The following is a 21,783-nucleotide window of genomic DNA, read 5'->3' on the forward strand; positions in this document are numbered from 1 at the left end:
GGCACAATGCCTTGCATTACAACGAGACAAGATTAACAGGCGAATAGTGGGTTGGCCACCATTGATACTGGCGGCCCTATCTGGTCAGACAATCGCCGCGGAAATCAGTGCTTGTGAAAGACTGTGAACTAAAAATTCGTACCAGTCTCACTATGTTGTCGCGGCTGTCTGATTTCGCGGGGTCACCGATATCCGGACAATTGGAGCCAGTACGAAATCTTATGTTTCGTTCATCAGGTCACCCGAATTAGCCGAATCGATCCTTTAAACGACGAGCATTGCTTCATTGTTTTCTGAGTCTGGATTGCGGTTCAGGTGTCGCACCACATACTTCAATCTAACCGGTTACGATCATGACTCGAAACGATTTTCCTGACGTACAGGCTGCCGCGCCCCTCACCAACGAGGACGGCCTCCTCGGTTCCGTGATGTGGATCTGCGAGCGCTACGGTTGCGGCAAGACGGCGCAGGCGCTCACCGCGGGGCTGCCGAAGAGCGGCATGCTTTCGCCGTCACTGGCGCTCGACTCCCTGTCAAACGCGGGCCTCACGGCGGGCTTGGTGGAGCGTCGTCTGCAACTGCTGCCGGAGCACGTGCTGCCGGTCATCTTGCTGCATCGCCGCACGGGTGGCTGCGTGCTGCTGGGTCGGCGTGCGAATCCGGACAAGGAAGCCAAAAGCCGCGTTCTATATCAGGTGATGGTGCCGGAAATTGGTCCCGAGCCCGTGGAGTACACCCAAGAGGAAATGGACGAAATCTATTCGGGCTACGCCATTCTGGTCAAGCCGACGGCCAAAGTCGAGCTGCGCGAAGGGGATAGCGTCGAACCGGCCGGCCACTGGTTGCTGGGCACGCTATGGCGTTATCGACGCTACTACGCGAGTGCTGCGCTCGGTGCATTGCTGATCAATGTGCTCGGCCTTGCCAGCGTCTTTTTCACGATGAACGTGTATGACCGCGTGGTCCCGAACCAGGCCTACGTCACGCTCTGGTCGCTCGCGATCGGGGTTGGAATTGCGATGCTGTTCGAAGCGATCTCGCGCCATGTACGTAGCCATTTACTCGACGTCGCCGGCAAGAAAGCCGACCTGGTCATGGGCACGCTTTTGTTCCGCCAGGCGCTCTCCATCCGCATGGAGCACAAACCGTCGTCGGCAGGGTCATTCGCCAACCAGTTGCGCGAGTTCGAGTCGGTGCGCGACTTCGCAACCTCTGCCACGCTCTCTGCAATTTCCGATCTGCCATTCGTGCTCGTCTTTGTAGGCGTGGTATTCGCGGTCGGCGGTTCGCTCGGCTGGGTGCCGTTGCTGATGATCCCGTTGATCATCGGTGTGAGTCTGTTGGTGCAATGGCCGCTCGCGCGGATCATGAAAGAGAACCTCAAGGAAGCGTCGCTCAAGCAGGGCGTGCTGATCGAATCGGTTGAAGGTCTGGAAACACTCAAGGCGGTGGGTGGCGAAGGGCATATGCAAAAGCGCTGGGAGTCTTTCAGCGCGATGGCGGCATCTTCTTCGATGAAGTCGCGTCAGATTTCCAGCAAGGCGACGAGCTTCATTACCTTGTTGCAGCAGTTGCAGACCGTGGTGCTGATCGTGTTCGGCGTCTACCTGATCGACGCAGGCGAGCTCACGCAAGGCGCGTTGATCGGTACGGTGATGCTGGCTGGCCGGATTACTGCGCCGCTGAGCCAGGTGATGGGACTCGCCTTGCGCTTCCAGCAGGCAAAGGCCGCGCTACATTCGTTGAATAGCTTGATGGCGATGCCTGTCGATCGCGATTCATCGCGCACGTATCTGCCGAAGCCTTCGCTCTCGGGGCAAATCACCCTGAAGGACGTCTGCTTCTCGTATCCCACACAGGAGATGCAACCGAATCCGCCGGTTCTGAAGGACGTCAATTTGAGCATCCAGTCCGGCGAGCGGGTTGCTATCCTGGGCCGCATTGGGAGCGGTAAATCGACCCTTCTGCGTGTGATGGCGCGTCTTTACGCGCCGGTCGGAGGGCAGATGTTCACGGACGGTCTGGACGTTGAGCAGATTGACCTCGCCGACTGGCGCAAAGCTGTGGGGTACGTGGGCCAGGACGCGCGTCTTTTTCACGGCAGTCTGCGCGAAAACGTGATGATCGGACGGCCGGAAGCGAGCGCCGACGAGTTTCTACGCGTGATACGTTTGACAGGGCTTGATCATGTCGCTAGCCGCCACCCACGGGGTATCAACCTCCCAATCGGAGAAGGTGGTGCGGGCATCTCCGGTGGCCAGCGTCAGCTGGTGTCACTGGCCCGCAGCCTCCTTGCCCGGCCGGAGCTCCTGTTGCTCGATGAGCCGACGAGCGCAATGGACGCCCAAACCGAGGCGCTCTTCCTTGAACATCTCGCGCGTGCAACTGCGGGGCAGGCGATCGTTGTGGTGACCCATCGCCCATCCTTGCTGGCCCTGGTTGACCGGATTGTCGTAGTCGAAGAAGGCAAGGTCGTGGCCGATGGTCCGAAGGACAAGATCCTCGCGATGCTGTCAGGCAAGAGCGAACCGGCAGCGGTGGATGGAACGCCGAAGCGCGCGCGACCGGGCACCTCGCCCGGCGTCGCGGCCGCAACAAATACGCCCGTGGCGCCTCAGGCCGTTGCCGCGAAGATCAGGATCATGAGCGCCAAAAAGACGGTACCGGCAGCCGCTGCGCAAGCGGGTAATACGCAGGCAGGCGCACCGAACAAGGAGCAATCGCAATGAACTTCAATATTTTCAAACGAGGCAAGAAAAAGGCTAAGCTCGCCAAAGGCGACGCTGCTTTCATGAGCGACATCCGGGAATCGCTGCTGACGCAGTCGACGCCGGGCTCAATGATCATGCTTTACGTCATTCTCACGGTCCTGGCCGGCGGTCTGACCTGGGCGTACTTTGCGCGCGTGGAGGAGATAACGCACGGCGAGGGGACCATCATTTCGAAGAGCCGCGAACAGGTCATCCAGAGTCTTGAGGGCGGCATTCTCGAACAACTGGACGTACGTGAAGGCGACATTGTCAAGAAGGGACAAGTGCTGGCAAAGATCGATCCGACGCGAGCCGAGACGAGCTATCGCGAAGCGTGGTCCAAGTCAGTAGGACTGAAGGCGACGATTGCGCGTTTGCGTGCCGAGGCGTACGAGCAGCCGCTGACGTTTCCTGACGACGTGAAAGCCGTGCCTACGGTCGTGAAGCAGGAGACGCTTGCTTACAACGCGCGACGTCGTGCACTGAACGATAGCGTGGCCGCGTTGGAAAAGAGCTACTCGCTGTCGAGCAAGGAAATTGGCCTGGCCGAGCCGCTGGCGGCCAAAGGTCTTGTTTCTGAAGTCGAACTGCTCCGCATGCGCCGGCAGGCAAACGACCTGCGCTCACAGATCGTCGAGCGTCGCAACAGATTTCAGGCCGACGCAAACTCGGAACTCACGAAGCTGGAACTCGAACTGGCGCAAACCAGCGAAACCGTAGTGGGTCGTGCGGATGTTCTACAGCGTACGACTGTGATTGCACCGGTGTACGGCACGGTGAAGAATATTCGCTTCAATACGATTGGCGGGGTCATCCAGCCGGGCGAGCACATTATGGAAATTGTCCCGCTGGAAGATCAATTGCTCGTCGAGGCACGCATCAAGCCTTCGGACGTCGCATTCCTGCATCCTAATCAACCGTCCACCGTGAAGATTACGGCTTACGACTACGGAATTTATGGAGGCTTGAAAGGCACGGTTCAGCACATCAGCCCCGACACGCTCAAGGACGACCAGAAGGCCGCATCGGGCCGGCCCGATGCGACGTATTACCGCGTGCTTGTGCTGACAGACTCCAGTGAGTTGCATGCAGGCGGAAAAAGCTTACCGATTCTGCCCGGGATGATCGCGACGGTCGACATCCGTACCGGTGAGAAAACCATTCTTGACTACATTCTGAAGCCGATTTTCAAGGCTCGTGAAGCGTTCAGGGAGCGGTGATTATCTCGTTGGATCTGGTGACTTCCGGTAATGCCATGCACGGGCGAGCTTGGAGGAAACCGGAAGATTCCCGGTTGGAAGCCCGCGTCTTTCCGGGTCTGCATGCCGTGGTCGGAAGAAGCTCGCTGCGCTGGAGCGCGCCTGACCCGGCACGACACGCTGCGGCGCTTGGAATGATTCGCGCGTCGTAGTTGATCGTGGCGCTACGGTACGCATGATTGCGGCCGGTTGAACCAGCAAGAGGCGAATCCAATGACTACGACTACGCAGATCAACGTATTGCCGGTGCCTCAAGACCGGATCAATGACATAGCGAAGGGTGCAACCACGGTCATAACTGCGACGGCGCTATGACGATTCCCTAATCTTACTGTGTCAGATAATTAGTTGCGCGCTCTATTGCCATACAGGAAGAGAGCCATCGTTGCATGAGCCTTAGCCCAAGCAGGATGCGCAACGTAGTAGTGGAATCAGGAACGTGGCGTTGAGCGCGCTGGACTGCCCCGGGGGATGTAATCCGGGGGAAGGGCAGACAGCGCGCGTTCAAGGAAGTTTTTTTATCGCGTCCATCTGATTGCATTCGGAGTCGCTGAGCCATCAGAAACCCATACGCAGCGATACTCAGTGTGGCGTGGTGGTGAAAGCCACGCCAGCCTCGCCCTTCATAATGACCGGGCCCGAACTCCTGTTTCAGGTCCTGATAGTCGCGCTCGATGCGCCAGCGCATTTTGGTCACGAACACAAGCTTCTCAAGTCTCGCTTCGTCAGGGGCGGTAGTAAGAAAGTATTTGAGCGGCTCCGGATCGCCATCAGGCCATTCAATAAGCAGCCACTCTTCGTCGCGAACGGTGCTTCGCCAATAGTCGCGATATGCGGGACGAACCCGTACGGCGGCAAAGCGCGAGGAAAGTGCTGCGTTGCTGCCTTCGCGCCAGGTTACGGATTGCCAGGCGCTTACGGGTAATTGCATGGCCAGTTCCTTCACGGCGATCGGCTCGTGGCCGGGCGCACGGCGCAACAATCTCGGTGGCTTACCGCGCCCGCTCCAGGGCTTGGGCGGAAGCGGCGCCGTACCTCGTGCCCACACAGAGGTGCCCGGCCGGATCCCTACCGCGTACAACAAATCCAGTTCCGTTACGCCTTCCCGGAAAGCGGTTTCGTCGCCATACCCAGCATCGGCCAGCACGATGCCCGGTGCAACGCCGGATGCCATAGCCTCGCGAAGCTGGGCCAGCGCAATCTGAGGCTTGGTCTCGAAGGCCAGATCGTCGGGAATGCCCGCACGACGGGCACGTTCCCGGTCGTCAACCCATTCCTTGGGGACATACAGCTGCCAGGCAATCGGCAGGCTGCCGCGTTGCGTCGCGATCGACAGGCTCACTGCAACCTGGCAGTTGTCCTGCTTTCCGAGTTGCCCACAGTACTGACGTGCCACTCCGACCGAATGACGTCCCTTCTTTGGAAAGCCGGTGTCGTCAATGATCCAGTAGTAGCCGTTTTCTTCAGCAGCGTGTTAAAGGAAGAGACGTCTGTCGGCGTAATTGCGGGCGACTAAGGCGGGTTTGGGACTGTCATTTGCTGAACGCGAGAAGTGTCCGCTCGCCAACATCTGCCTGCGAACGGCAGCGAAGCGACCTGCAGCCTTCGCCGTCAAACGGGCGAGCGTCAGCTTTGGCCGACGTGGCGGCCGGATCAGTCGGCGCGCGACCCGCAACGGTGGATCGGATTTGGTCCTTCGGTCGGTGGGGGGTATGCCGGGAGAGGCGCAATTCGAGCATTCGGAGCGGGTTGCCGCACTGACATCCACCTCCCGATAACGCCTTTAGCTGGGTTGTGCCCGTAAATCGGAGGCTCTACATCTTTCGTTTTGCTTGCATTTTCGTTCTTTATTGAGTCGCGTCGGCAACGGTTTTTTCATCTTTATTGTTTTCTTTTTTCTTTTTTTGTGGGCAAACACGAGCGTGACCAGCAGGTTCAGGTCGAGTCTTCTGAGATTAACCACGGCAATACCTGACATATTGGGGAATTCATTTCCAATATACCTCGGCGATGCCTATCGTGACTGTTTTCAGCCACGAAGGTCCCATCATGAACGTTCTCATCATCTATGCGCATCCCGAACCGAAATCGTTGAACGGTTCGATGAAGGACTTCACTGTCCGCCATCTCGAACGCGCCGCGTGTCCGATCTGTACGCGATGAACTGGAAAGCGTCGCTAGACGCACACGACACCAGCGAGCGTCACAGCGGCGAGCGCTTCTTCGCGTCGCTCGAATCGAAGCATGCGTTCGAGAACGGCCTGCAGAGCGAGGACATCGCGCGTGAGCAGGACAAGCTGAAGTGGGCCGATGCGGTGATCCTGCAGTTTCCTCTGTGGTGGTTCTCGATGCCGGCGATCATGAAGGGCTGGGTGGAGAGTGTCTATGCGTACGGTCTCGCGTATGGCGTCGGCGAGCATTCCGATGCGCGCTGGGGCGAGCGTTATGGCGAGGGCCGTTTCGCGGGCAAGCGCGCGATGCTGATCGTCACGACGGGCGGCTGGGAGTCGCACTACAGCGCACGCGGCATCAACGGTCCGATCGACGACGTGCTGTTCCCGATCCAGCACGGTGTGCTGTATTACCCCGGCTTCGAGGTATTGCCGCCGTTCGTCGTCTATCGCACGAGCCGCGTCGACGAGGCGAAGTATGCCGAGGCCAGCGAGGCGCTCGGGCGACGGCTCGACACGCTGTGGACGGCCGCGCCGATCGCGTTCCTGCCGCAGAACGGCGGCGCGTATGAGATTCCGGCGCTCACATTGCGGGACGATCTGGCGCCGGGGCGAGTGGGGTTTGCCGCGCACGTCGAAGATGCGGGCGCAGAGACGGCAACTGAAGCCGATGAAGCGACCGAAGCCTGACTGGATCGTATGTTTCGCTGAAATTTGGTTGTAAGTCGCCATTGCTACAGTCGTTCGCGGACATAGGCCGAGGCATGCCGGGGCGCTCTTCTTCGGATGCCTGACGAACGTAAGCAGCCGGAAGCAACCGCAAGGGGCGACTCACCATGAATCCAGTCCATACGTTCTGGCTCATTCTGATGCTGATCGCATCGCCGGCGTGGGCGTTCCAGTCGCGCGTCGTCACGATTCCGAGCGCGGCGATGCATCGTACGTTCGACGCAACCGTCGTGCTGCCCGATCGATACGCGCGTGGCAACCAGGCCGCGCGCTTTCCGGTCGTCTACGTGCTACATGGCTCGGGCGGCGATTACACGGACTGGACCGCGAATTCGCATATCGGCAAGCTCGCCGACCGCTATCACGTGATCCTCGTGATGCCCGACGGCGGCCGCGACAGCTGGTACATCGATAGCCCCGTCGATCCGCGCAGCCGCTACGAAACCTACGTGGGTACGGAAGTGGTGGCCTATATCGACAGCCATTTCCGCACGATCGCGACGAAGCAGGCGCGCGCTATCACGGGCTTGAGCATGGGCGGCTTTGGCGCGCTACGCATTGCGCTCGACCGGCCCGACGCGTTCGGCGCGGCGGGCAGCATCAGCGGTGCGGTGGACCCGCGCGGCAGCGAGGACGAGTCCGGCATCGAGCGGGTGTTCGGCGACCCGATGCAATATGCGGACTTCTGGAACAGCAAGGCGATCGTCGCGAGTGCGGAGGATTTCGGCCGCGACCATATCGCGCTGACGATCGATTGCGGCGTGAACGACTCGCTCGTGCAGTCGAACCGGCTGCTGCACGAGCGGCTCGTCGAACTCGGCGTGCCGCACGATTACGCCGAGCGGCCCGGCGGCCATACGTGGAAGTACTGGTCGAACGCGGTCAAATATCAGGTGCTGTTCTTTGCCGGCACGTTCAGGCAGGCTGCGCGCGAAATGCGTGACGCGCGGGCCGCGGCCTGACGGCGGATGGCTATCCGCGTCAATCGATTCCGTGAAACACCGCGTCGTCAGGTCCCAGGTAGACCGGCGGGCGCCACGCGGCATCGCGCATCGAATGCTGGACCTGTTTGTCGACGCCGAGCAGCACCGCGAAAATCGCCATCCGCACCGGAATGCCGTTGTCGGTCTGCCGGAAAATCGCGAGCCGCGAATCGTGATTGAGGTCGGTGCTCAAATCGTTCGCGCCGGGCCGGCTGTCGCGCGGCAGCGGGTGCATGATCAGCGTGTCGGCGCCGCACACGCTATCGACGAGCGCCTGGTTGATCTGGAAGTCGGGCGTGTAGCCTTCGAACGATTCGTCGGTGAAGCGCTCCTTCTGGATGCGCGTCGCGTATACGACGTCGGCGCCGCGCAAGCCAGTGCGCAGGTCGTGCGTCTGTTCGATCACGTGAGCGTTGCGCGAAATCTGCTCGATGATATAGCCCGGCAATTCGAGCATCGGCGGCGAAATCAGCGTGAACTTGATGCCGCGATAGAGCGCCAGCAGCTTCACGAGCGAATGCACGGTACGTCCGTACTTGAGGTCGCCGACCAGCGCGATGTGCGCGCCGTCGACGATCTTGCCGAGCCGCGAGAACTCGCGCTGGATCGTGTAGAGATCGAGCAGCGCCTGGCTCGGATGCTCGCCGGGACCGTCGCCGCCGTTGATCACCGGCACGTTGGTCGCGCGCGCGAATTCGGCCACCGAGCCTTGCTCCGGGTGGCGGATCACCAGCGCGTCGACATAGCCGCTCATCACCCGGCTCGTGTCGTAGATCGATTCTCCCTTCGCCATCGACGAAAACGTGAAGCCGGTCGTGTCGCACACCGAGCCACCGAGCCGGCAGAACGCCGCGCCGAAGCTCACACGGGTACGCGTGCTCGCCTCGAAGAACAGATTGCCGAGCACCGCGCCTTCGAGCACGCGCGAGATTTTGCGGCGCCGGGCGATCGGCTGCATGATGTCGGCGACGCGAAAGAGCGCCTCGACCGAGTCGCGCGAAAACTGATCGACCGACAGCAGCTGCGGCTTGCCCTCGAACAGAATCTGGCTTGCGAGCGATTGCGAGTCTACGCTTTGCGTATATCCTTCGCCCGGCTCCGTGTTCGCGACGATCTCCGACACGAAACGCTCGACGATTTCCGGCATCGCCCGCGATTCCTGCGAGTCGTCCGGCAGCAGCCACGTATCCAGCGCCCGGCGCGACACGCCGATGCGGTTAGCGAACGTATCGCGCGTCATGTTCAGGCGACGCATCGCATCGCGTAGGAAGGCTTGTTGCGGAACGCTCATGAGGGCACCTGTCGCAAAAGTGGGGTCGGCGGGAGTAAGGCAGCAAAACGCGTTGATGTACGCGGTGCGTATATTAGTTTCCGGCGCGTAGAAGTCAAGCGTTTTCCTTCGCGAGCTGGTTCGCGAGGCGCCGAAGACCCTGCGACGCGGGTTTCGCGGTTACACTGCGGTCCATGCACTCCGGCCCCACGTTCCCGCTCCGTTCTTCGACCTTCGCCCGCGTCGCTCTGGCGAGCGCGGCGGTCGCACGCGCGATCGGTGTTTCGCGCAACGTCGGCGCCAAAGCCAAAAAACAGCCGCTCATCTGACCGGAGCACGCTGTTCCGTCGTCAGATGTGCGACGGAACGACCGGTCAACCGCCCGCCTGCGGCTTTCTCCTCTGTTCTCCCTCGCACCGCTGACCCGGAATCGATACGGTCGTCATCGAGGTAGAAAACATGTCTGATTTCTCGGGTATCTGGATTCCGCTGATCACGCCGTTCGCCGACGGCGCCGTCGATCACGCCGCGTTGCGTGCGCTCGTGCGTCGCTATGCGGAGGCCGGCGTGGCCGGGCTCGTCGCGCTCGGCACGACCGGCGAGCCCGCCACGCTCGACGCCGCCGAACAGGACGCCGTGCTCGCGACGATTCTCGACGCGGTGCAAGCCGTCAGCGCGTCGCCGCAGCAGCGCGCGTTGCCGGTGCTGGTCGGCGTCTCGGGCAATCACACGGCGAGCATGCGCGCGCGGATCGAGCAGTTGAATCCGTTGCCGATTGCCGGCGTGCTGATCGCCGCGCCGTATTACACACGGCCCTCGCAGGACGGCATCGTCGCGCATTTCAGCGCGCTCGCGGACGCGAGCGTGCATCCAGTCGTGCTCTACGATATTCCGCAACGCACCGGCGTGCGGCTCGAGCTCGACACGCTGCTGACGCTCGCCGTGCATCCGCGAGTTCAGGCGATCAAGGATTGCGCCGGTTCGCTCGACACGACGCTCGCGTTGATTCGCGACGGCCGTCTGCAAGTGCTCGCGGGCAACGACCTCGAACTCTTCTCGACGGTGTGCGCGGGTGGAAGCGGGGCGATCGCGGCGTCAGCGCACTGGCGGCCCGAGCGTTTCGTCGCGCTTTATCGCGCGTTGACGCAGGGGAAGCTCGACGAAGGACGACGCATTTTTCACGCGCTCGTGCCGCAGATCCAGCTCGCGTTCGCGGAACCGAATCCCGCGCCGGTGAAGGCGCTGCTCGCGGCGAGGGGATGGGTGCGCAACGAATTGCGTTTGCCGATGACGCGTGCGAGCGAGGCGTTGACCGAACGGCTCGCGGCGTTGGGGGAGACGCTGCTCAGATAGAGACTCCGCTTGCGGCCATCGTTCTGCCGCGGAGCATTGCGCCGAAGTCGTCGGCGTTGATCGGCTTGCCGAGCAGGTAGCCCTGCACTTCGTCGCACATCATCGAGCACAGCTTGTCGAGCTGCGATTGGGTTTCGACGCCCTCGGCGACCACGTCCATTTCGAGCGAGTGCGCGAGCGCGATGATCGCCGACACGATTGCGCTGCCCGCGGCGCCGTTCGCGTCGAGACCGTTGATGAAGAAGCGATCGATCTTCAACTGCTTCACCTGGAAGCGCTGCAGATACGCGAGGCTCGAATAGCCGGTGCCGAAGTCGTCGATCGAGATGTCGAAGCCGCTCGCCTGAAACGCGCGGATTACTTCGACGGTGCGCGCGGCATCCTGCATCGCTACGGTCTCGGTGATCTCGAACATGATCTGCTCGCACGCGACGCCCCCGCTCCTGACGATGTCGAGGATCGTCTCGACGAGGTCCGGTTGCAACAGCTGACGCGGCGACAGGTTGATCGCCACCTTCATCGCCGGCAGGCCCTGTTCGATCCAGCCGCGAATGCGCCGGCAGGTTTCGCGCACGACCCAGTAGCCGATCTGCACGATCTGCCCGGAGCGCTCGGCGACCGGGATGAACTCGGCCGGCATCAGCGCGCCCATCTCCGGATCGTGCAGGCGGATCAGCGCCTCGGCGCCCGCGAGCGCGTCGCCGCCGCGCTGAAACTTCGGCTGGAACAGCAGCGAGAAACGATCATTCGCGAAGGCGTCGTGCAGCACTTGCTGGATCCGCAGCGTGCGCGTGGCGGCTTCGTTCATGCTGCGCTCGAAGAAGCGGTAGGTGCCGCGGCCGGCGCGCTTCGCTTCGTACATCGCGGCGTCCGCGTGCTGGAGCAGCGTCTCGACGCTGTCGCCATCGCGCGGATAGAGCGCAATGCCGATGCTCGGCATCACCTGCAGCGGTTGTTCGTCGCTCCACGTGCCTTGGCGCATCCGGTGAAGCACGCCGTCGGCGAGCGCGGCCGCGTCGTCGCCGCACGTAAGGTGTTCCGTGAGCACGACGAACTCGTCGCCGCCGAGCCGCGCGACGGTGTCGCTCGAACGCACGCATTGCTGCAGTCGTTGCGCGAATGCGGACAGCACCGCGTCGCCAGCCGAGTGACCGAGCGAATCGTTGATCGTCTTGAAGCCGTCGAGATCCATGAACAGCACCGCGAACGACGTACGCTGGCGAAGCGCGCCGCTGATCGCGCGTTCGATCCGCTCGGTCAGCGTCGCGCGGTTCGGCAGGCCCGTCAGCGCGTCGAGCGTCGCGAGCCGCACGATCTGGCCGTTCAGCCGCGACACCGCGCCGAGCAGGAAGGTGGTGCGCACGTCGAAGCGCGACAGCATCAGCGTGACGATCAGCACCGCGAACGTGAGCAGGATCACCGAGGTGGCGAGCCATCGCGCGTTCATGTCGTTGGCCGCGCCGCAGATCGCGCCCGGCGCGAAGTCGGCGGCGGCCATGCCGGTGTAGTGCATGCCGCTGATCGCGACGCCCATCACCAGCGCCGCGGCGAGACGTTTGCGCGCGATATGGCGCTCGTGTTCGTTGCTGAGCGCGCGCGCCATCCACAGCGCGGCGCTCGACGCACCGATCGCGATCGCGATCGAGGCCGCGAACCATGCCGGCTGGTAGTGGATCGCGGGCGCCATGCGCATCGCCGCCATCCCGGTGTAATGCATGCCGGCGATAGCGATCCCCATCGCCACGCCGCCCATCAGCAGCCGGACCGGCGTGAGGCGCTGCTGGGTCGTCAGCGAGAGCGCCAGATACGAAGCGCCGATCGCGAGGGCCAGCGAGCAGGCGGTCGTCGCCGGGTCGTAGCCGAGCGGGATAGGCAGCGAGAACGCGAGCATCGCGACGAAGTGCATCGACCAGATGCCGACACCGAGCGCGAACGCGCCGCCGAGCCGCCATGCGTGCCGCCGGCGCGTCGAGCCGAGCAGGAAGATGCGGCCCGTCAGATCGAGCGCGGTGTACGACGCGAGGGTCGCGACCGCGAACGAAATCGCGACGAGCCAGAAATTATATGAACTCTGCATATTGGGTCCGCCGGGAGGAGTCCGGCTGGACATGTTATCGGCACCTTTCGAACTTTTGTTTAACTTATTTGCGATTTGCGAACAGGGAGCAAAACGGGCGCGCGGACGGCGGCGGATGCCGCGCTGGAACGCGTGTCGGATTACGAGTCACGCTATGCATCGGAGCGTGGATCGGACGGCGGATCGGCGTCCTCGCGGCTCAGCTGGAAGCCTTCGTCCAGCCAGCCGGTGACGCCGCCCGCCATCAGCTTGACGGGCCGCCCCAGCTGCGCGAGCCGCAGTGCGCCGCGCGCCGCGCCGTTGCAGTGCGGGCCCGCGCAGTAGGTGACGAACAGCGTGTCCGGCGCATAAACCGCTAGCTTTGACGCGACGATCTTGCCGTGCGGCAGATTCAGCGCGCCCGGCACGTGGCCCTGCGCGAACAGCGCGGGACTGCGCACGTCGAGCAGCACGAAGCCGGGCGCGCCGCTCGCGAGCGCGGCGTGGACGTCGGTGCAATCGGTTTCGAAGCGCAGCGACGCCTGGAAGTGCGCGAGCACGGCGGCGCTGTCGGCGGCAGGGATCGCGGTGACGGCGTTCGGGACGGTGGTGAGGTTGTCGTGAGTCATGGCAGCAGGGGTGAGTTGATTGGGTGGTGGGACGCGCGCTTTTCAGGCACGGTCGATTGTGACGAGCGGCGGGTCGCCCGGTAAGTGGCGTGATCGTCAATCTTCGGTAACATTGCGCCATGCACAATCATCTCGTCGTCGCGCTGGCCTACGACCGGCTTTGCACCTTCGAATTCGGCTGCGTGACCGAACTGTTCGCACTCGAGCGTCCCGAACTCGGCGTGCCGTGGTATCGCTTCGCGGTCTGTGCGAGCGAGCCCGGTCCGATCCGCGCGGCGGGCGGCATCACGCTGGCCGCGCCCTACACGCTGAAGCTGCTCGCGAGCGCCGACACGATCGTGATTCCGGGTTGGCGCGATGCCGACGAGGTGCCGCCGGCCGCGCTGCTGCGCAGGCTTCGCGCGGCTTACGAGCGCGGCGCGCGGCTCTGCTCGATCTGCTCGGGCGTGTTCGTGCTCGCGGCGGCCGGCGTGCTCGACGGCAAGACCGTGACGACCCACTGGCGCTACGCGGACAAGTTGCAGCAGCGCTATCCGCAACTGCGTGTGCAGCCCGACGCGCTGTATGTCGATGAAGGGCAGGTGATCACGTCGGCGGGATCGGCGGCCGGGCTCGACATGCTGCTGCATCTGGTGCGGCGCGATCATGGCGGCGCGGTTGCGAATCGCGTCGCGCAACGGCTCGTGGTGCCGCCGCACCGCGAGGGTGGCCAGGCGCAGTTCGTGCCGCGCCCGATGCCGCCCGACGAAAGCGGACGTATCGCGAAGCTGATGGACTGGGTGCGCAGCCATGCGGCCGAGCCGCATACGCTGCGCTCGCTCGCCGGGCGCGCGGCGATGAGCCCGCGCACGCTGCAACGGCAGTTCCGCGACGCGACCGGCATGGCGCCTTATGAATGGCTCGTCAGGGAGCGCGTCGCGCTTGCGCGTGAGTTGCTCGAAGCCGCGACGCCGCTGCCGATGGCGCGCGTCGCCGAGCTCGCGGGGTTCGGGTCGGAGGAGTCGTTGCGGCGGCATTTTCGCCGGATCGCGTTGACGAGTCCGGGGGCGTATCGGCGCAGGTTCGGTGGGGAAGGGTGAGTGGGGCCGGCGCGTTCGTCAGCAACAGGAGCGCGGTCGCGTTGAACGCCAACAACGACGCATAGAACTCGAAGTTCGAGCCTGTCGAGCACGCCCACTGGCGATACCCGTAGGCAAGCAGCCCGCCGATCGCCACTGCCGCGACAAGCAACGACAGCCACGTCACTGCATCCGGGTTGAACCCGCATTGAATTCGCGGCACGCCCCGAGGTCACAGCAGCAGGCACGGAGCTCACGTCGAGCTTGCCCATTCAACGGAACCCGCTATGTCCGATATCGCAAAGATCATCGCCAACTTCAACGCCGGGCGGGACCCCGAACGACTCGCGATGAAATACAAAGCCATGCGCGGCTCGCCGTTCGTGTTTCTGCGCGGCACCTGCCATCTGTTCTATGCGCGTCTGCCGCGCGCGAACGTACTCGACGACGCGCCGCACGTGTGGATCTGCGGCGACATGCACCTCGAAAATTTCGGCAGCTACAAGGGCGACAATCGCCTCGTCTACTTCGACAACAACGACTTCGACGAAGCCTGTCTCGCACCGGTTCCGTACGAGCTCGTGCGTCTGTTGACGAGCGTGCTGGTCGGCGCGGCCAACCTGAAGCTGAGTCGCGCTGAAGCGCTCGCGCTGTGCCGCACCGCGCTCGATGCCTACGGCGCCGCGCTCGCGTACGGCAAGTCGCGCTGGATCGAAGCGGAGACCGCGACCGGCATGGTGCGCGATCTGTTCGTCGCGCTCGCGAGCCGAACGCGCGCCGCGCATCTGGACCGTCGCACGGTGCTCAAGGGCAAAACGCGCATGCTGAAGGTCGACGGCAAGAAAGCGCTGCCCGTCAGCGATGAACGGCGTGCCGCGGTCGCGCAGTTCATGCAGCAGTTCGCGGTGACGGAGCCGAATCCCGAGTTCTACCGCACGCTCGATGTCGCGCGCCGCATTGCGGGGACGGGCAGCCTCGGTGTCGATCGCTATGTGATTCTGGTCGAGGGCAAGGGCTCGCCCGATGGCAACTACCTGATCGATTTGAAAGAGGCGCTGCCGTCATCGGTGAGTGCGCACGTGACGGCGACGCAGCCGAAGTGGCAGACCGAGGCGCAGCGTGTCGTCGAAGTGCAGCGGCGCAATCAGGCGGTCTCGCAGGCCTTTTTGCACGCGGTGGAATTCAACCAGCGCTCCTATGTGCTGCGGAGTTTGCAGCCATCGGAAGATCGCGTCGCGCTTGCCGACTGGGACGGCAAGCTGCCGCGGCTCGAGGCAGTGATCAACAGCATGGCCGAGTTGAGCGCGTGGGCGCATCTGCGCAGCGGAGGGCGGCAGAAGTCGGCGATCGCGGACGATCTGATCGCGTTTGGCAGTCGGCGCGATTGGCAACTGCCGTTGATCGATCTCGCGACGCAGTGTGAGGCGCAGGTCGCGGCGGACTGGAAGGCTTATTGCGAAGCTTATGATCGGGGAACCTTCGAGACTGGCGGCACGGGCAACTGAAGCGTTGCATTGGAGGGCCGACGCGGGCGTCAGGGCTGCGGACGGCGTCGCGGTGATCGGCGGCGATCGATGACGAGCGGGGAAGTTGCGCGAGTCATGACCGCTCGCGATTGACGAAGCGGGAAGCGGAGCAGGATCACGTGTGCGCGGGCCGTACGAGCCGCGCGGCGAAAGTCGCGTTGTCTCATACGTGCCCCAGCACCTTCCACCAAAGCGGCCCAACGACCAGCCAGGCCACCATGTAAAACAGGCTCATCAAAAATCCCGCCTTCCACCATTCGCCCTGGGTCACGTAGCCCGCGCCGAACATGACGGGACCGGAGCCGATGCCATATTGCGTCAGGCAGCCATTCACATTGCTCAGAATCCCGAGCGAGACTGCGGCGACGAAGGGCGGAACGCCGGCGGCGACCATCAGTGCCATGGAGAGCGGAAACAGCGCGCTGATATGCGCGGTGGCGCTGGCGAAAAAGTAGTGAATGTAAACGTAGATCGCCGCCACCATCATATAGACCGCCAGCATCGGAAAGCCCGCGAGATGCGCGCCGAATTCCTTGCCGAACCAGCTCACCATGCCATATTCGTTGAGCTTGGAGGCCAGCATGATGAGCAGGCCGATCCAGATCATCGTGTCCCAGGCGGACTTCTCGTTCAGCGCGTCCTGCCAGGTCAGCACGCCGCTGATGAACAGCAACGAAACGCCGATCGCCGCCGCGAGCGTCGCGCCGACGCCGAGATCGTCGCCGAACACCCACAGCACCAGCAAGCCGACGAAGATGCACGCCATGATGATTTCTTTGACCGAGATGGGCCCCATCGTCGTGAGCTCTCGTTGCGCGAGGTCGGTGGCATCGGGGGTGCGTCTGACCTGCGGCGGGGCGATCCACAGCATGGCGATCGGAATGACGGCGAGGCACAGCAGACCGGGGATCGACGCCGCCACCGCCCAGTCGAGCCAGCTGATCGACACGCCCTGGTCCGCGGCCAGCCTGACCGCCAGCGGATTGCCCGCCATTGCCGTGATGAACATGCCCGCCGTGATGATGTTCGCGTGGAAGGCGCAGAGAATCAGGTAGCGTCCCACCTTCACGCGTGATTCCGGATCGTCGGCGTGACTGCCCAGCACGTCGGAAATGGCTCGCGTGATCGGCAACATCACGCCGCCCGCGCGCGCGGTGATGCTCGGCATCGCGGGGGAGATCACGAGTTCGGTCAACACGAGCCCGTAGCCGAGCCCGGTCGTTCGCTTTCCCAGCAATCGCATGAACAGAAGCGCGATCCGGCGGCCAAGGCCGGTCTTGATCACGCCGCGTGAAATGAAAAACGCGAGCATCACGAGCCATACGAGGTCGGTGCCGGTGGATTTGGTGACGTCGGCAAACGACAGAACGCCGACGAGCACGCCAATGGTCGAGCCGATGATGGCAACCACCGACATCGGCAGCGGGGCGGTCATGATGCCGGCAATGGTCGCGACGAACACGGCGAACATATGCCACGCCTTCGGCTGGAGGCCGGCGGGCGCGGGCAGAAACCACAGCGCGACGCCGACCGCGATCGGTACCAGATATTTCCAGACGCCGGCCGGCAGTCCGACCGAGGGCTTCGGCGTGGCGGGAGGCGAGCTGGTGGGCCGTGAAACCTTGGCAGGTGTAGGAGCCATGATGGACCTCGTGCCGGCGTGGTTGGGTATTTTCGGAGTGCGCGGGAAGGCGTCACCGCTCGTGGAGCACCCTTTCCGTCGCGTCCTTGACGATGCGCGCGCTACCTAGCAAGGTCTCGCGCTCGATAGGGTCGAGTTCCGGATAGGCGATCAACCGCGCGCCCGCGCCATTGACGACCATTGGCAGCGACACGCACACGTCCGGTACGCCTTCCACTTCGGGCTGGACGATGCCAACCGTGAGAATCAGATCGGTGTCGTGCACGATGGCCTCGCAGATCCTTCCTATCGCGCTGGCGATGCCGTAATGGGTGGCGCCTTTGCCTTCCTTGATGAGCTTCGCCGCCTCGTGGACGGAGCGCAGGATCAGATCCCTGCTGGCGGGGCCCAGCTCCTTGCCGTTGCGCGTCAGGAAGGTCTCGAGGGGCATGCCGCAGACCGTTGCGGCGGACCACTGGATCACGGCCGATTCGCCGTGCTCGCCGAGCACATAGGCGTGAATCGCGGAGGCCACCACGCCGAGCCGCTCGGACAGCAGGGAGCGCAGCCGCCCGGTATCGAGCGAGGTTCCCGTGCTGATGACGCGCTCGCGCTCGCAGCGCAGTTGGTCGTAAACGGCGCCGGTCAGCACGTCGCATGGGTTGGTCGCGATCAGATAGATGGCGTCGGGCGCGAGCGGCGCGATCCGCCCGACGATTTCGGTCGCGATGTCCGCATTGGTTCTGGCAAGGTGCAGGCGAGTCTCGCCGGGTTTGACGCCGGCGCCGGCCGTGATCACGACGATGTCGGCGTCACGCGCGTCTTCGTAGTCCCCTGCGCGAAAACGGCTGTGCCCCCAGAATGCCGCGGCGTGGGCGAGATCGAGAACCTGTCCCTCAGCGCGCACCCGCGCGACATCGATGATGACGACTTTCGCGCTCGGAATGGCCAACGCCACGAACAGGGCTGCCGATCCCCCGACCAGCCCCGCGCCGACGATAACGATCTTGGCCTGCCGCATAGCGAACCTCGTCAAGTTCGGGCTTCAGCCCCCTCGAAGCATAGTCGCATGCGCGCGTTTGTCATCAATCGGACCTTGGTCCTACACGGCCGCGGCGCGTTTTTTCACGCTGTCCGCTCAACCCATTGACTCCGCCAATCCGGGGCCTCGAACGGATCAGCAAAATACTGCGTCTCGTGGACGACCTTGCCTTCGCGGAACTCCATCACGCTGACCGTGTAAGCGATGCGCCCCTGATAGTTGATCGTGTACTCGGTGATCCACAGATTGCCCTCGCCTTGAATTCGCCTGATCGCGAAACCCGATGGCTTGCCGGGATGATGGCCGCGCAGAGCCTGCAAATTGGCTCGTCCATGAATTCGCTCGCCTGATTGGGGATAGTCGCAGATCGCATCGTCGGCGTAGATAGCGTGTTCGGCGTCGAGATCGCCGTCCGCCGACGCTCGCCAGTGTGCGTTCAAGGCTTCACGTATCGCTTGTTCGTTCATGGAGTGCCTCCAGAGTCGGGTATTGCAGTCGACCAGCCGCGCGTTGCCGTCGCGTTGAAATTTCGCCGCCAGCGCATAGTCTGCGCCATAAAATCCCTGGCTCCACCCTTGCTGCAAGTACTCCCCCGGACGTGCAAAAAATGTCTGGCGCCTGCAGGGATTGCTCGCCGAGTAGTCCGGTCATTCGGACTGCCGGCCTGCACGCGCGGGCCGCGACATCCGCTTGCCGTCTCCTTTGTTGCGAAGTCTCTGCAGAGAAGGCGAGCGCTCGGTGAGCATTGGCGACATCTGTTGCTCCGCCCGCCGCGCGCCCGCGAACTGCTGCCTGAATTCAACCGGCGTCATGTCCTTGGCGGCTTTGAATTGCCGGTTGAAATTCGCGACGTTCGCGAATCCGGAGCGCGTCGCAATGACGGAAATCGGCGCTTGCGTATCGGTCAACATCCGGCACGCGTGGCCGATTCGTACGCGCGTCAGGTAGCGCCCGACGCTCTCGCCAAGATGCTGCGTGAAATGCCGCGTCAACGAGCGCTCGGAAAGCCCCGACGCCTTGGCCAGCGCGGAAAGCCGAAGCGGATGCGCGAACTGTGTTTCGATCAACGCGAGCACGCGATTGATCTGATCGGATTCGTGGCCAGTCGGCGTGCCGGTTCGCGCGTCGAATGCGCTTGGGGACGCGAGCGGCGTGGCGGGCAGCGCCGACAGCAGATCCAGTACATCGAGCGCCGCCTGCAAGCGTTCGCGCGGTTTGTCGGACAGCAGGCGGCCGAGGTGTTCGCGCATGCGTGTGCCGGCACCGTCTTCGAACGCGAGGCCGCAGGCCGCTCTGCGCAACAGGTCGCAAAGTCCGTTGTATTCGGGGCAGACATCGGCGAGTCGCCGCACCCACGCGCCGTCGAACCATACGACGATCGCGACCTGCGGGTGCGCCGCGTCGATCGAACGGTTCGAGGCCCAAGTGTGCGGCAGATTCGGGGGCACCAGCACCAGATCGTCCGCGCCGTAGGTCGCGACGGCGTCTCCGATGTACCGCTTGCCCTGACTGTTCATCGTCAGCGTCAGCTCGTACTCGGGATGGTGGTGCCATTCGAAAGGGATGCGGGGCAGCCGGCGGTGGTAAACCCTGACCGAACAGTCCCGGCCAAAATCCACATGTTCAAAAGCGGCTTTCATGTCCGAAATCGTCAAATCTTTGACCGGATAGTATCACGCAGGTGGCGATCGTTCGCGTACGCTTCAAGCATCAGAAACCACATGGAGACGATGCCATGGCCTTGCAAATCGACGACCTGCCGGCAGCCATCCGTCAAGCGAAGCGCGAACTGCGCGCGATGCTGCCGAACTATCGCGACGTGTTCGCCGACGTCGAAGCGGCGATGACGAAGGAGGCGGAGCGAATCGCGACGCTGCGCGAGCGCGGCGAGCCGGTCATTCCGGAAATCCAGTTCGCCGACATCGTGACGAACCGGGTCACCGACGAGCAGATCGCGCTCGTCAAAGCTCGCGGCGCCTGTGTGATCCGCAAGGTGTTCGACCGGTCGCTCGTCGAGCAATGGGATCAGGACATCGCCGGCTACGTCGAGCGCAACGACCTCGACGCAAAGCTGCAGAATCGCGCGGAAGACAAGTACTTTGGGCAGCTCGCCTCGAGCAAGCCGCAAATCTACGGTGTGTACTGGTCGAAACCGCAGGTGCTCGCGCGGCAATCGACCGAGCTCACGCAGGCCCGCGTGTTCCTGAACCGGCTGTGGCGCACCGAAAGCGAAGGGCGCGTGCATTTCGATCCGAACCATGTGCCGGTGTATGCGGACCGCCTGCGCCGCCGGCCGCCCGGCTCGGAATCGCTCGGGTTGTCGGCGCATTGCGACGGCGGTTCGGTGGAGCGCTGGATCGAGCCGAACTTCCGCAAGGTCTATCGCCATGTGTTCTCGGGCCACTGGCGCGACTACGATCCGTTCGACGCCGCGTGGCGAACCGAAGTCGAGGAGATCGCATCGCCGGCCGTCTGCTCGATGTTCCGCACGTTTCAAGGCTGGACCGCGCTGACGCCGCAGGGTCCCGGCGACGGCACGCTGCAGTTGGTGCCAATGGCGAACTCGATGGTCTACATCCTGTTGCGCGCGCTTCAGGATGATGTCGCCGAAGACGATCTGTGCGGAGCGCTGCCGGGGCGCGCGCTGTCGATCAAGTCCGACTATCACGCGCCGCTGTTTCATGCGCTGTCGTCGATTCCGCTGATGCAGGCGGGCGACACCGTGTTCTGGCATAGCGACGTCATTCACGCGGTCGAGGACGCGCATCGCGGCAACGGCTATAGCAACGTGATGTATATCGCTTCGCTGCCGGGCTGCGCGAAGAACGATGCGTATCTGAAGCGGCAACTGCCGGGCTTTCTCGAAGGCAGGAGCCCGCCGGATTTTCCGGCCGATCATTTCGAAGTCGATTTCGTCGGCCGCGCGACGCCAGACGATCTCACCGAGCTTGGCCGTGCGCAAATGGGCTTCGATTTGTGACCGGAAAGGGCATGGCCGCGTCTGGATCGGGAACGGAACTTGCTGCCGCTTCAGCATGGCAACGACCTAAGGAGGACCGGCCATGGCAACCACACCGAACAAGGACGAAAACCCGATCCGCCCGGATCAGTCCGACGTCGTGCAGACGGATCTGCCCGACGTCGGTCCATCGCAGGACCCGGATGAGCCGCCGCTCGATCCCGACGTCGACCCCGATCGCGAGGACGACGAGCCATAGACGAGCGCATTCGCCCGATAAACAGAATCGAAGTGAAATGCGGGCGTTTCTGATAACCGCGGCATTTCCCACATGGCAGAATCGCCGCGCGAAGCGTGTGAGCGCGGCGTGTCCCTGA

At 63.3% G+C, this 21,783-nt stretch carries 15 protein-coding genes and 2 pseudogenes; 9 read left to right on the forward strand and 8 right to left on the reverse strand.

All coding sequences use genetic code 11. The features are described from left to right. Nucleotides 1-353: 353 nt before the first annotated feature. Nucleotides 354-2,729 carry a type I secretion system permease/ATPase gene (locus F6X39_RS27565; RefSeq protein WP_187618908.1) on the forward strand — a complete coding sequence of 792 codons (2,376 nt, stop codon included), beginning with the start codon at nucleotides 354-356 and terminating at the stop codon, nucleotides 2,727-2,729. Further along, on the forward strand, nucleotides 2,726-3,970 hold the full coding sequence (locus F6X39_RS27570; protein ID WP_187618909.1) for an HlyD family type I secretion periplasmic adaptor subunit: 1,245 nt from the start codon (nucleotides 2,726-2,728) through the stop codon (nucleotides 3,968-3,970). Before F6X39_RS27565 ends, F6X39_RS27570 begins: the two co-directional genes overlap by 4 nt. A 470-nt stretch (nucleotides 3,971-4,440) precedes the next feature. Here the strand turns inward: F6X39_RS27570 and F6X39_RS27575 are convergent. Beyond that, a pseudogene (locus F6X39_RS27575) lies at nucleotides 4,441-5,468 on the reverse strand (IS701 family transposase); the annotation flags it as partial. Nucleotides 5,469-6,058: 590 nt separating this feature from the next. Here F6X39_RS27575 and F6X39_RS27580 point away from each other — a divergent pair. Beyond that, nucleotides 6,059-6,870 (forward strand): annotated as a pseudogene (locus F6X39_RS27580) (NAD(P)H-dependent oxidoreductase). Between the two features lie 146 nt (nucleotides 6,871-7,016). After that, nucleotides 7,017-7,871: an alpha/beta hydrolase gene (locus F6X39_RS27585; RefSeq protein WP_187618910.1), complete on the forward strand. Its 855-nt coding sequence runs from the start codon at nucleotides 7,017-7,019 to the stop codon at nucleotides 7,869-7,871. 19 nt (nucleotides 7,872-7,890) lie between these two features. On the opposite strand, the gene F6X39_RS27590 is transcribed toward F6X39_RS27585, so the two are convergent. Further along, nucleotides 7,891-9,183: an aspartate carbamoyltransferase gene (locus F6X39_RS27590; RefSeq protein ID WP_184049474.1), complete on the reverse strand. Its 1,293-nt coding sequence runs from the start codon at nucleotides 9,181-9,183 to the stop codon at nucleotides 7,891-7,893. Between the two features lie 438 nt (nucleotides 9,184-9,621). On the opposite strand from F6X39_RS27590, the gene dapA reads away from it, so the two are divergent. Then, complete coding sequence (gene dapA / locus F6X39_RS27595) at nucleotides 9,622-10,515, forward strand: 4-hydroxy-tetrahydrodipicolinate synthase (RefSeq protein WP_187618911.1); 894 nt, start codon at nucleotides 9,622-9,624, stop codon at nucleotides 10,513-10,515. On the opposite strand, the gene F6X39_RS27600 is transcribed toward dapA, so the two are convergent. Both F6X39_RS27600 and F6X39_RS27605 read right to left on the reverse strand, forming a co-directional pair. After that, on the reverse strand, nucleotides 10,508-12,592 hold the full coding sequence (locus F6X39_RS27600) for a putative bifunctional diguanylate cyclase/phosphodiesterase (RefSeq protein WP_187618912.1): 2,085 nt from the start codon (nucleotides 12,590-12,592) through the stop codon (nucleotides 10,508-10,510). The two genes, dapA and F6X39_RS27600, sit on opposite strands and share 8 nt — an antisense overlap. Before the next feature lie 152 nt (nucleotides 12,593-12,744). Then, a complete protein-coding gene (locus tag F6X39_RS27605; RefSeq protein ID WP_187618913.1) occupies nucleotides 12,745-13,200 on the reverse strand; it encodes a rhodanese-like domain-containing protein in 456 nt (151 codons plus the stop codon). 119 nt (nucleotides 13,201-13,319) lie between these two features. On the opposite strand from F6X39_RS27605, the gene ftrA reads away from it, so the two are divergent. Continuing rightward, nucleotides 13,320-14,279, forward strand: a complete 960-nt coding sequence (gene ftrA / locus F6X39_RS27610; RefSeq protein WP_187618914.1) for a transcriptional regulator FtrA — start codon at nucleotides 13,320-13,322, stop codon at nucleotides 14,277-14,279. Between the two features lie 266 nt (nucleotides 14,280-14,545). Beyond that, nucleotides 14,546-15,763, forward strand: a complete 1,218-nt coding sequence (locus F6X39_RS27615; RefSeq protein ID WP_187618915.1) for a DUF2252 domain-containing protein — start codon at nucleotides 14,546-14,548, stop codon at nucleotides 15,761-15,763. Nucleotides 15,764-15,947: 184 nt separating this feature from the next. Here F6X39_RS27615 and F6X39_RS27620 read toward each other — a convergent pair whose 3' ends face one another. From F6X39_RS27620 to F6X39_RS27635, 4 genes are all read right to left on the reverse strand, one after another. Then, a complete protein-coding gene (locus tag F6X39_RS27620; RefSeq protein WP_187618916.1) occupies nucleotides 15,948-17,426 on the reverse strand; it encodes a DASS family sodium-coupled anion symporter in 1,479 nt (492 codons plus the stop codon). Nucleotides 17,427-17,478: 52 nt separating this feature from the next. Next, a complete protein-coding gene (locus F6X39_RS27625) occupies nucleotides 17,479-18,426 on the reverse strand; it encodes a lactate/malate family dehydrogenase (protein ID WP_187618917.1) in 948 nt (315 codons plus the stop codon). Nucleotides 18,427-18,530: 104 nt separating this feature from the next. Beyond that, nucleotides 18,531-18,914, reverse strand: a complete 384-nt coding sequence (locus tag F6X39_RS27630) for a nuclear transport factor 2 family protein (RefSeq protein WP_187618918.1) — start codon at nucleotides 18,912-18,914, stop codon at nucleotides 18,531-18,533. Between the two features lie 180 nt (nucleotides 18,915-19,094). Next, a complete protein-coding gene (locus tag F6X39_RS27635; RefSeq protein ID WP_187618919.1) occupies nucleotides 19,095-20,087 on the reverse strand; it encodes a helix-turn-helix domain-containing protein in 993 nt (330 codons plus the stop codon). Nucleotides 20,088-20,182: 95 nt separating this feature from the next. On the opposite strand from F6X39_RS27635, the gene F6X39_RS27640 reads away from it, so the two are divergent. Beyond that, the gene (locus tag F6X39_RS27640) at nucleotides 20,183-21,427 is read left to right on the forward strand and encodes a DUF1479 domain-containing protein (RefSeq protein ID WP_187618920.1); all 1,245 of its coding nucleotides are present in this window, start codon (nucleotides 20,183-20,185) and stop codon (nucleotides 21,425-21,427) included. An 82-nt stretch (nucleotides 21,428-21,509) separates the two neighbouring features. Continuing rightward, a complete protein-coding gene (locus tag F6X39_RS27645; protein WP_184074006.1) occupies nucleotides 21,510-21,665 on the forward strand; it encodes a hypothetical protein in 156 nt (51 codons plus the stop codon). Nucleotides 21,666-21,783 lie beyond the last annotated feature (118 nt).

Source organism: Paraburkholderia sp. UCT2, assembly GCF_014397665.1.
In the GTDB taxonomy this organism is placed as follows: domain Bacteria; phylum Pseudomonadota; class Gammaproteobacteria; order Burkholderiales; family Burkholderiaceae; genus Paraburkholderia; species Paraburkholderia tuberum.

Coding starts and splice junctions, on each gene's coding strand:
- F6X39_RS27590 (WP_184049474.1), bottom strand. CDS start 9,183: ATGAGCGTTCCGCAACAAGCCTTCCTACGCGATGCGATGCGTCGCCTG.
- F6X39_RS27585 (WP_187618910.1), top strand. CDS start 7,017: ATGAATCCAGTCCATACGTTCTGGCTCATTCTGATGCTGATCGCATCG.
- F6X39_RS27620 (WP_187618916.1), bottom strand. CDS start 17,426: ATGGCTCCTACACCTGCCAAGGTTTCACGGCCCACCAGCTCGCCTCCC.
- ftrA (WP_187618914.1), top strand. CDS start 13,320: ATGCACAATCATCTCGTCGTCGCGCTGGCCTACGACCGGCTTTGCACC.
- F6X39_RS27645 (WP_184074006.1), top strand. CDS start 21,510: ATGGCAACCACACCGAACAAGGACGAAAACCCGATCCGCCCGGATCAG.
- F6X39_RS27615 (WP_187618915.1), top strand. CDS start 14,546: ATGTCCGATATCGCAAAGATCATCGCCAACTTCAACGCCGGGCGGGAC.
- F6X39_RS27635 (WP_187618919.1), bottom strand. CDS start 20,087: ATGAAAGCCGCTTTTGAACATGTGGATTTTGGCCGGGACTGTTCGGTC.
- F6X39_RS27630 (WP_187618918.1), bottom strand. CDS start 18,914: ATGAACGAACAAGCGATACGTGAAGCCTTGAACGCACACTGGCGAGCG.
- F6X39_RS27605 (WP_187618913.1), bottom strand. CDS start 13,200: ATGACTCACGACAACCTCACCACCGTCCCGAACGCCGTCACCGCGATC.
- F6X39_RS27600 (WP_187618912.1), bottom strand. CDS start 12,592: ATGCAGAGTTCATATAATTTCTGGCTCGTCGCGATTTCGTTCGCGGTC.
- F6X39_RS27640 (WP_187618920.1), top strand. CDS start 20,183: ATGGCCTTGCAAATCGACGACCTGCCGGCAGCCATCCGTCAAGCGAAG.
- F6X39_RS27625 (WP_187618917.1), bottom strand. CDS start 18,426: ATGCGGCAGGCCAAGATCGTTATCGTCGGCGCGGGGCTGGTCGGGGGA.
- F6X39_RS27565 (WP_187618908.1), top strand. CDS start 354: ATGACTCGAAACGATTTTCCTGACGTACAGGCTGCCGCGCCCCTCACC.
- F6X39_RS27570 (WP_187618909.1), top strand. CDS start 2,726: ATGAACTTCAATATTTTCAAACGAGGCAAGAAAAAGGCTAAGCTCGCC.
- dapA (WP_187618911.1), top strand. CDS start 9,622: ATGTCTGATTTCTCGGGTATCTGGATTCCGCTGATCACGCCGTTCGCC.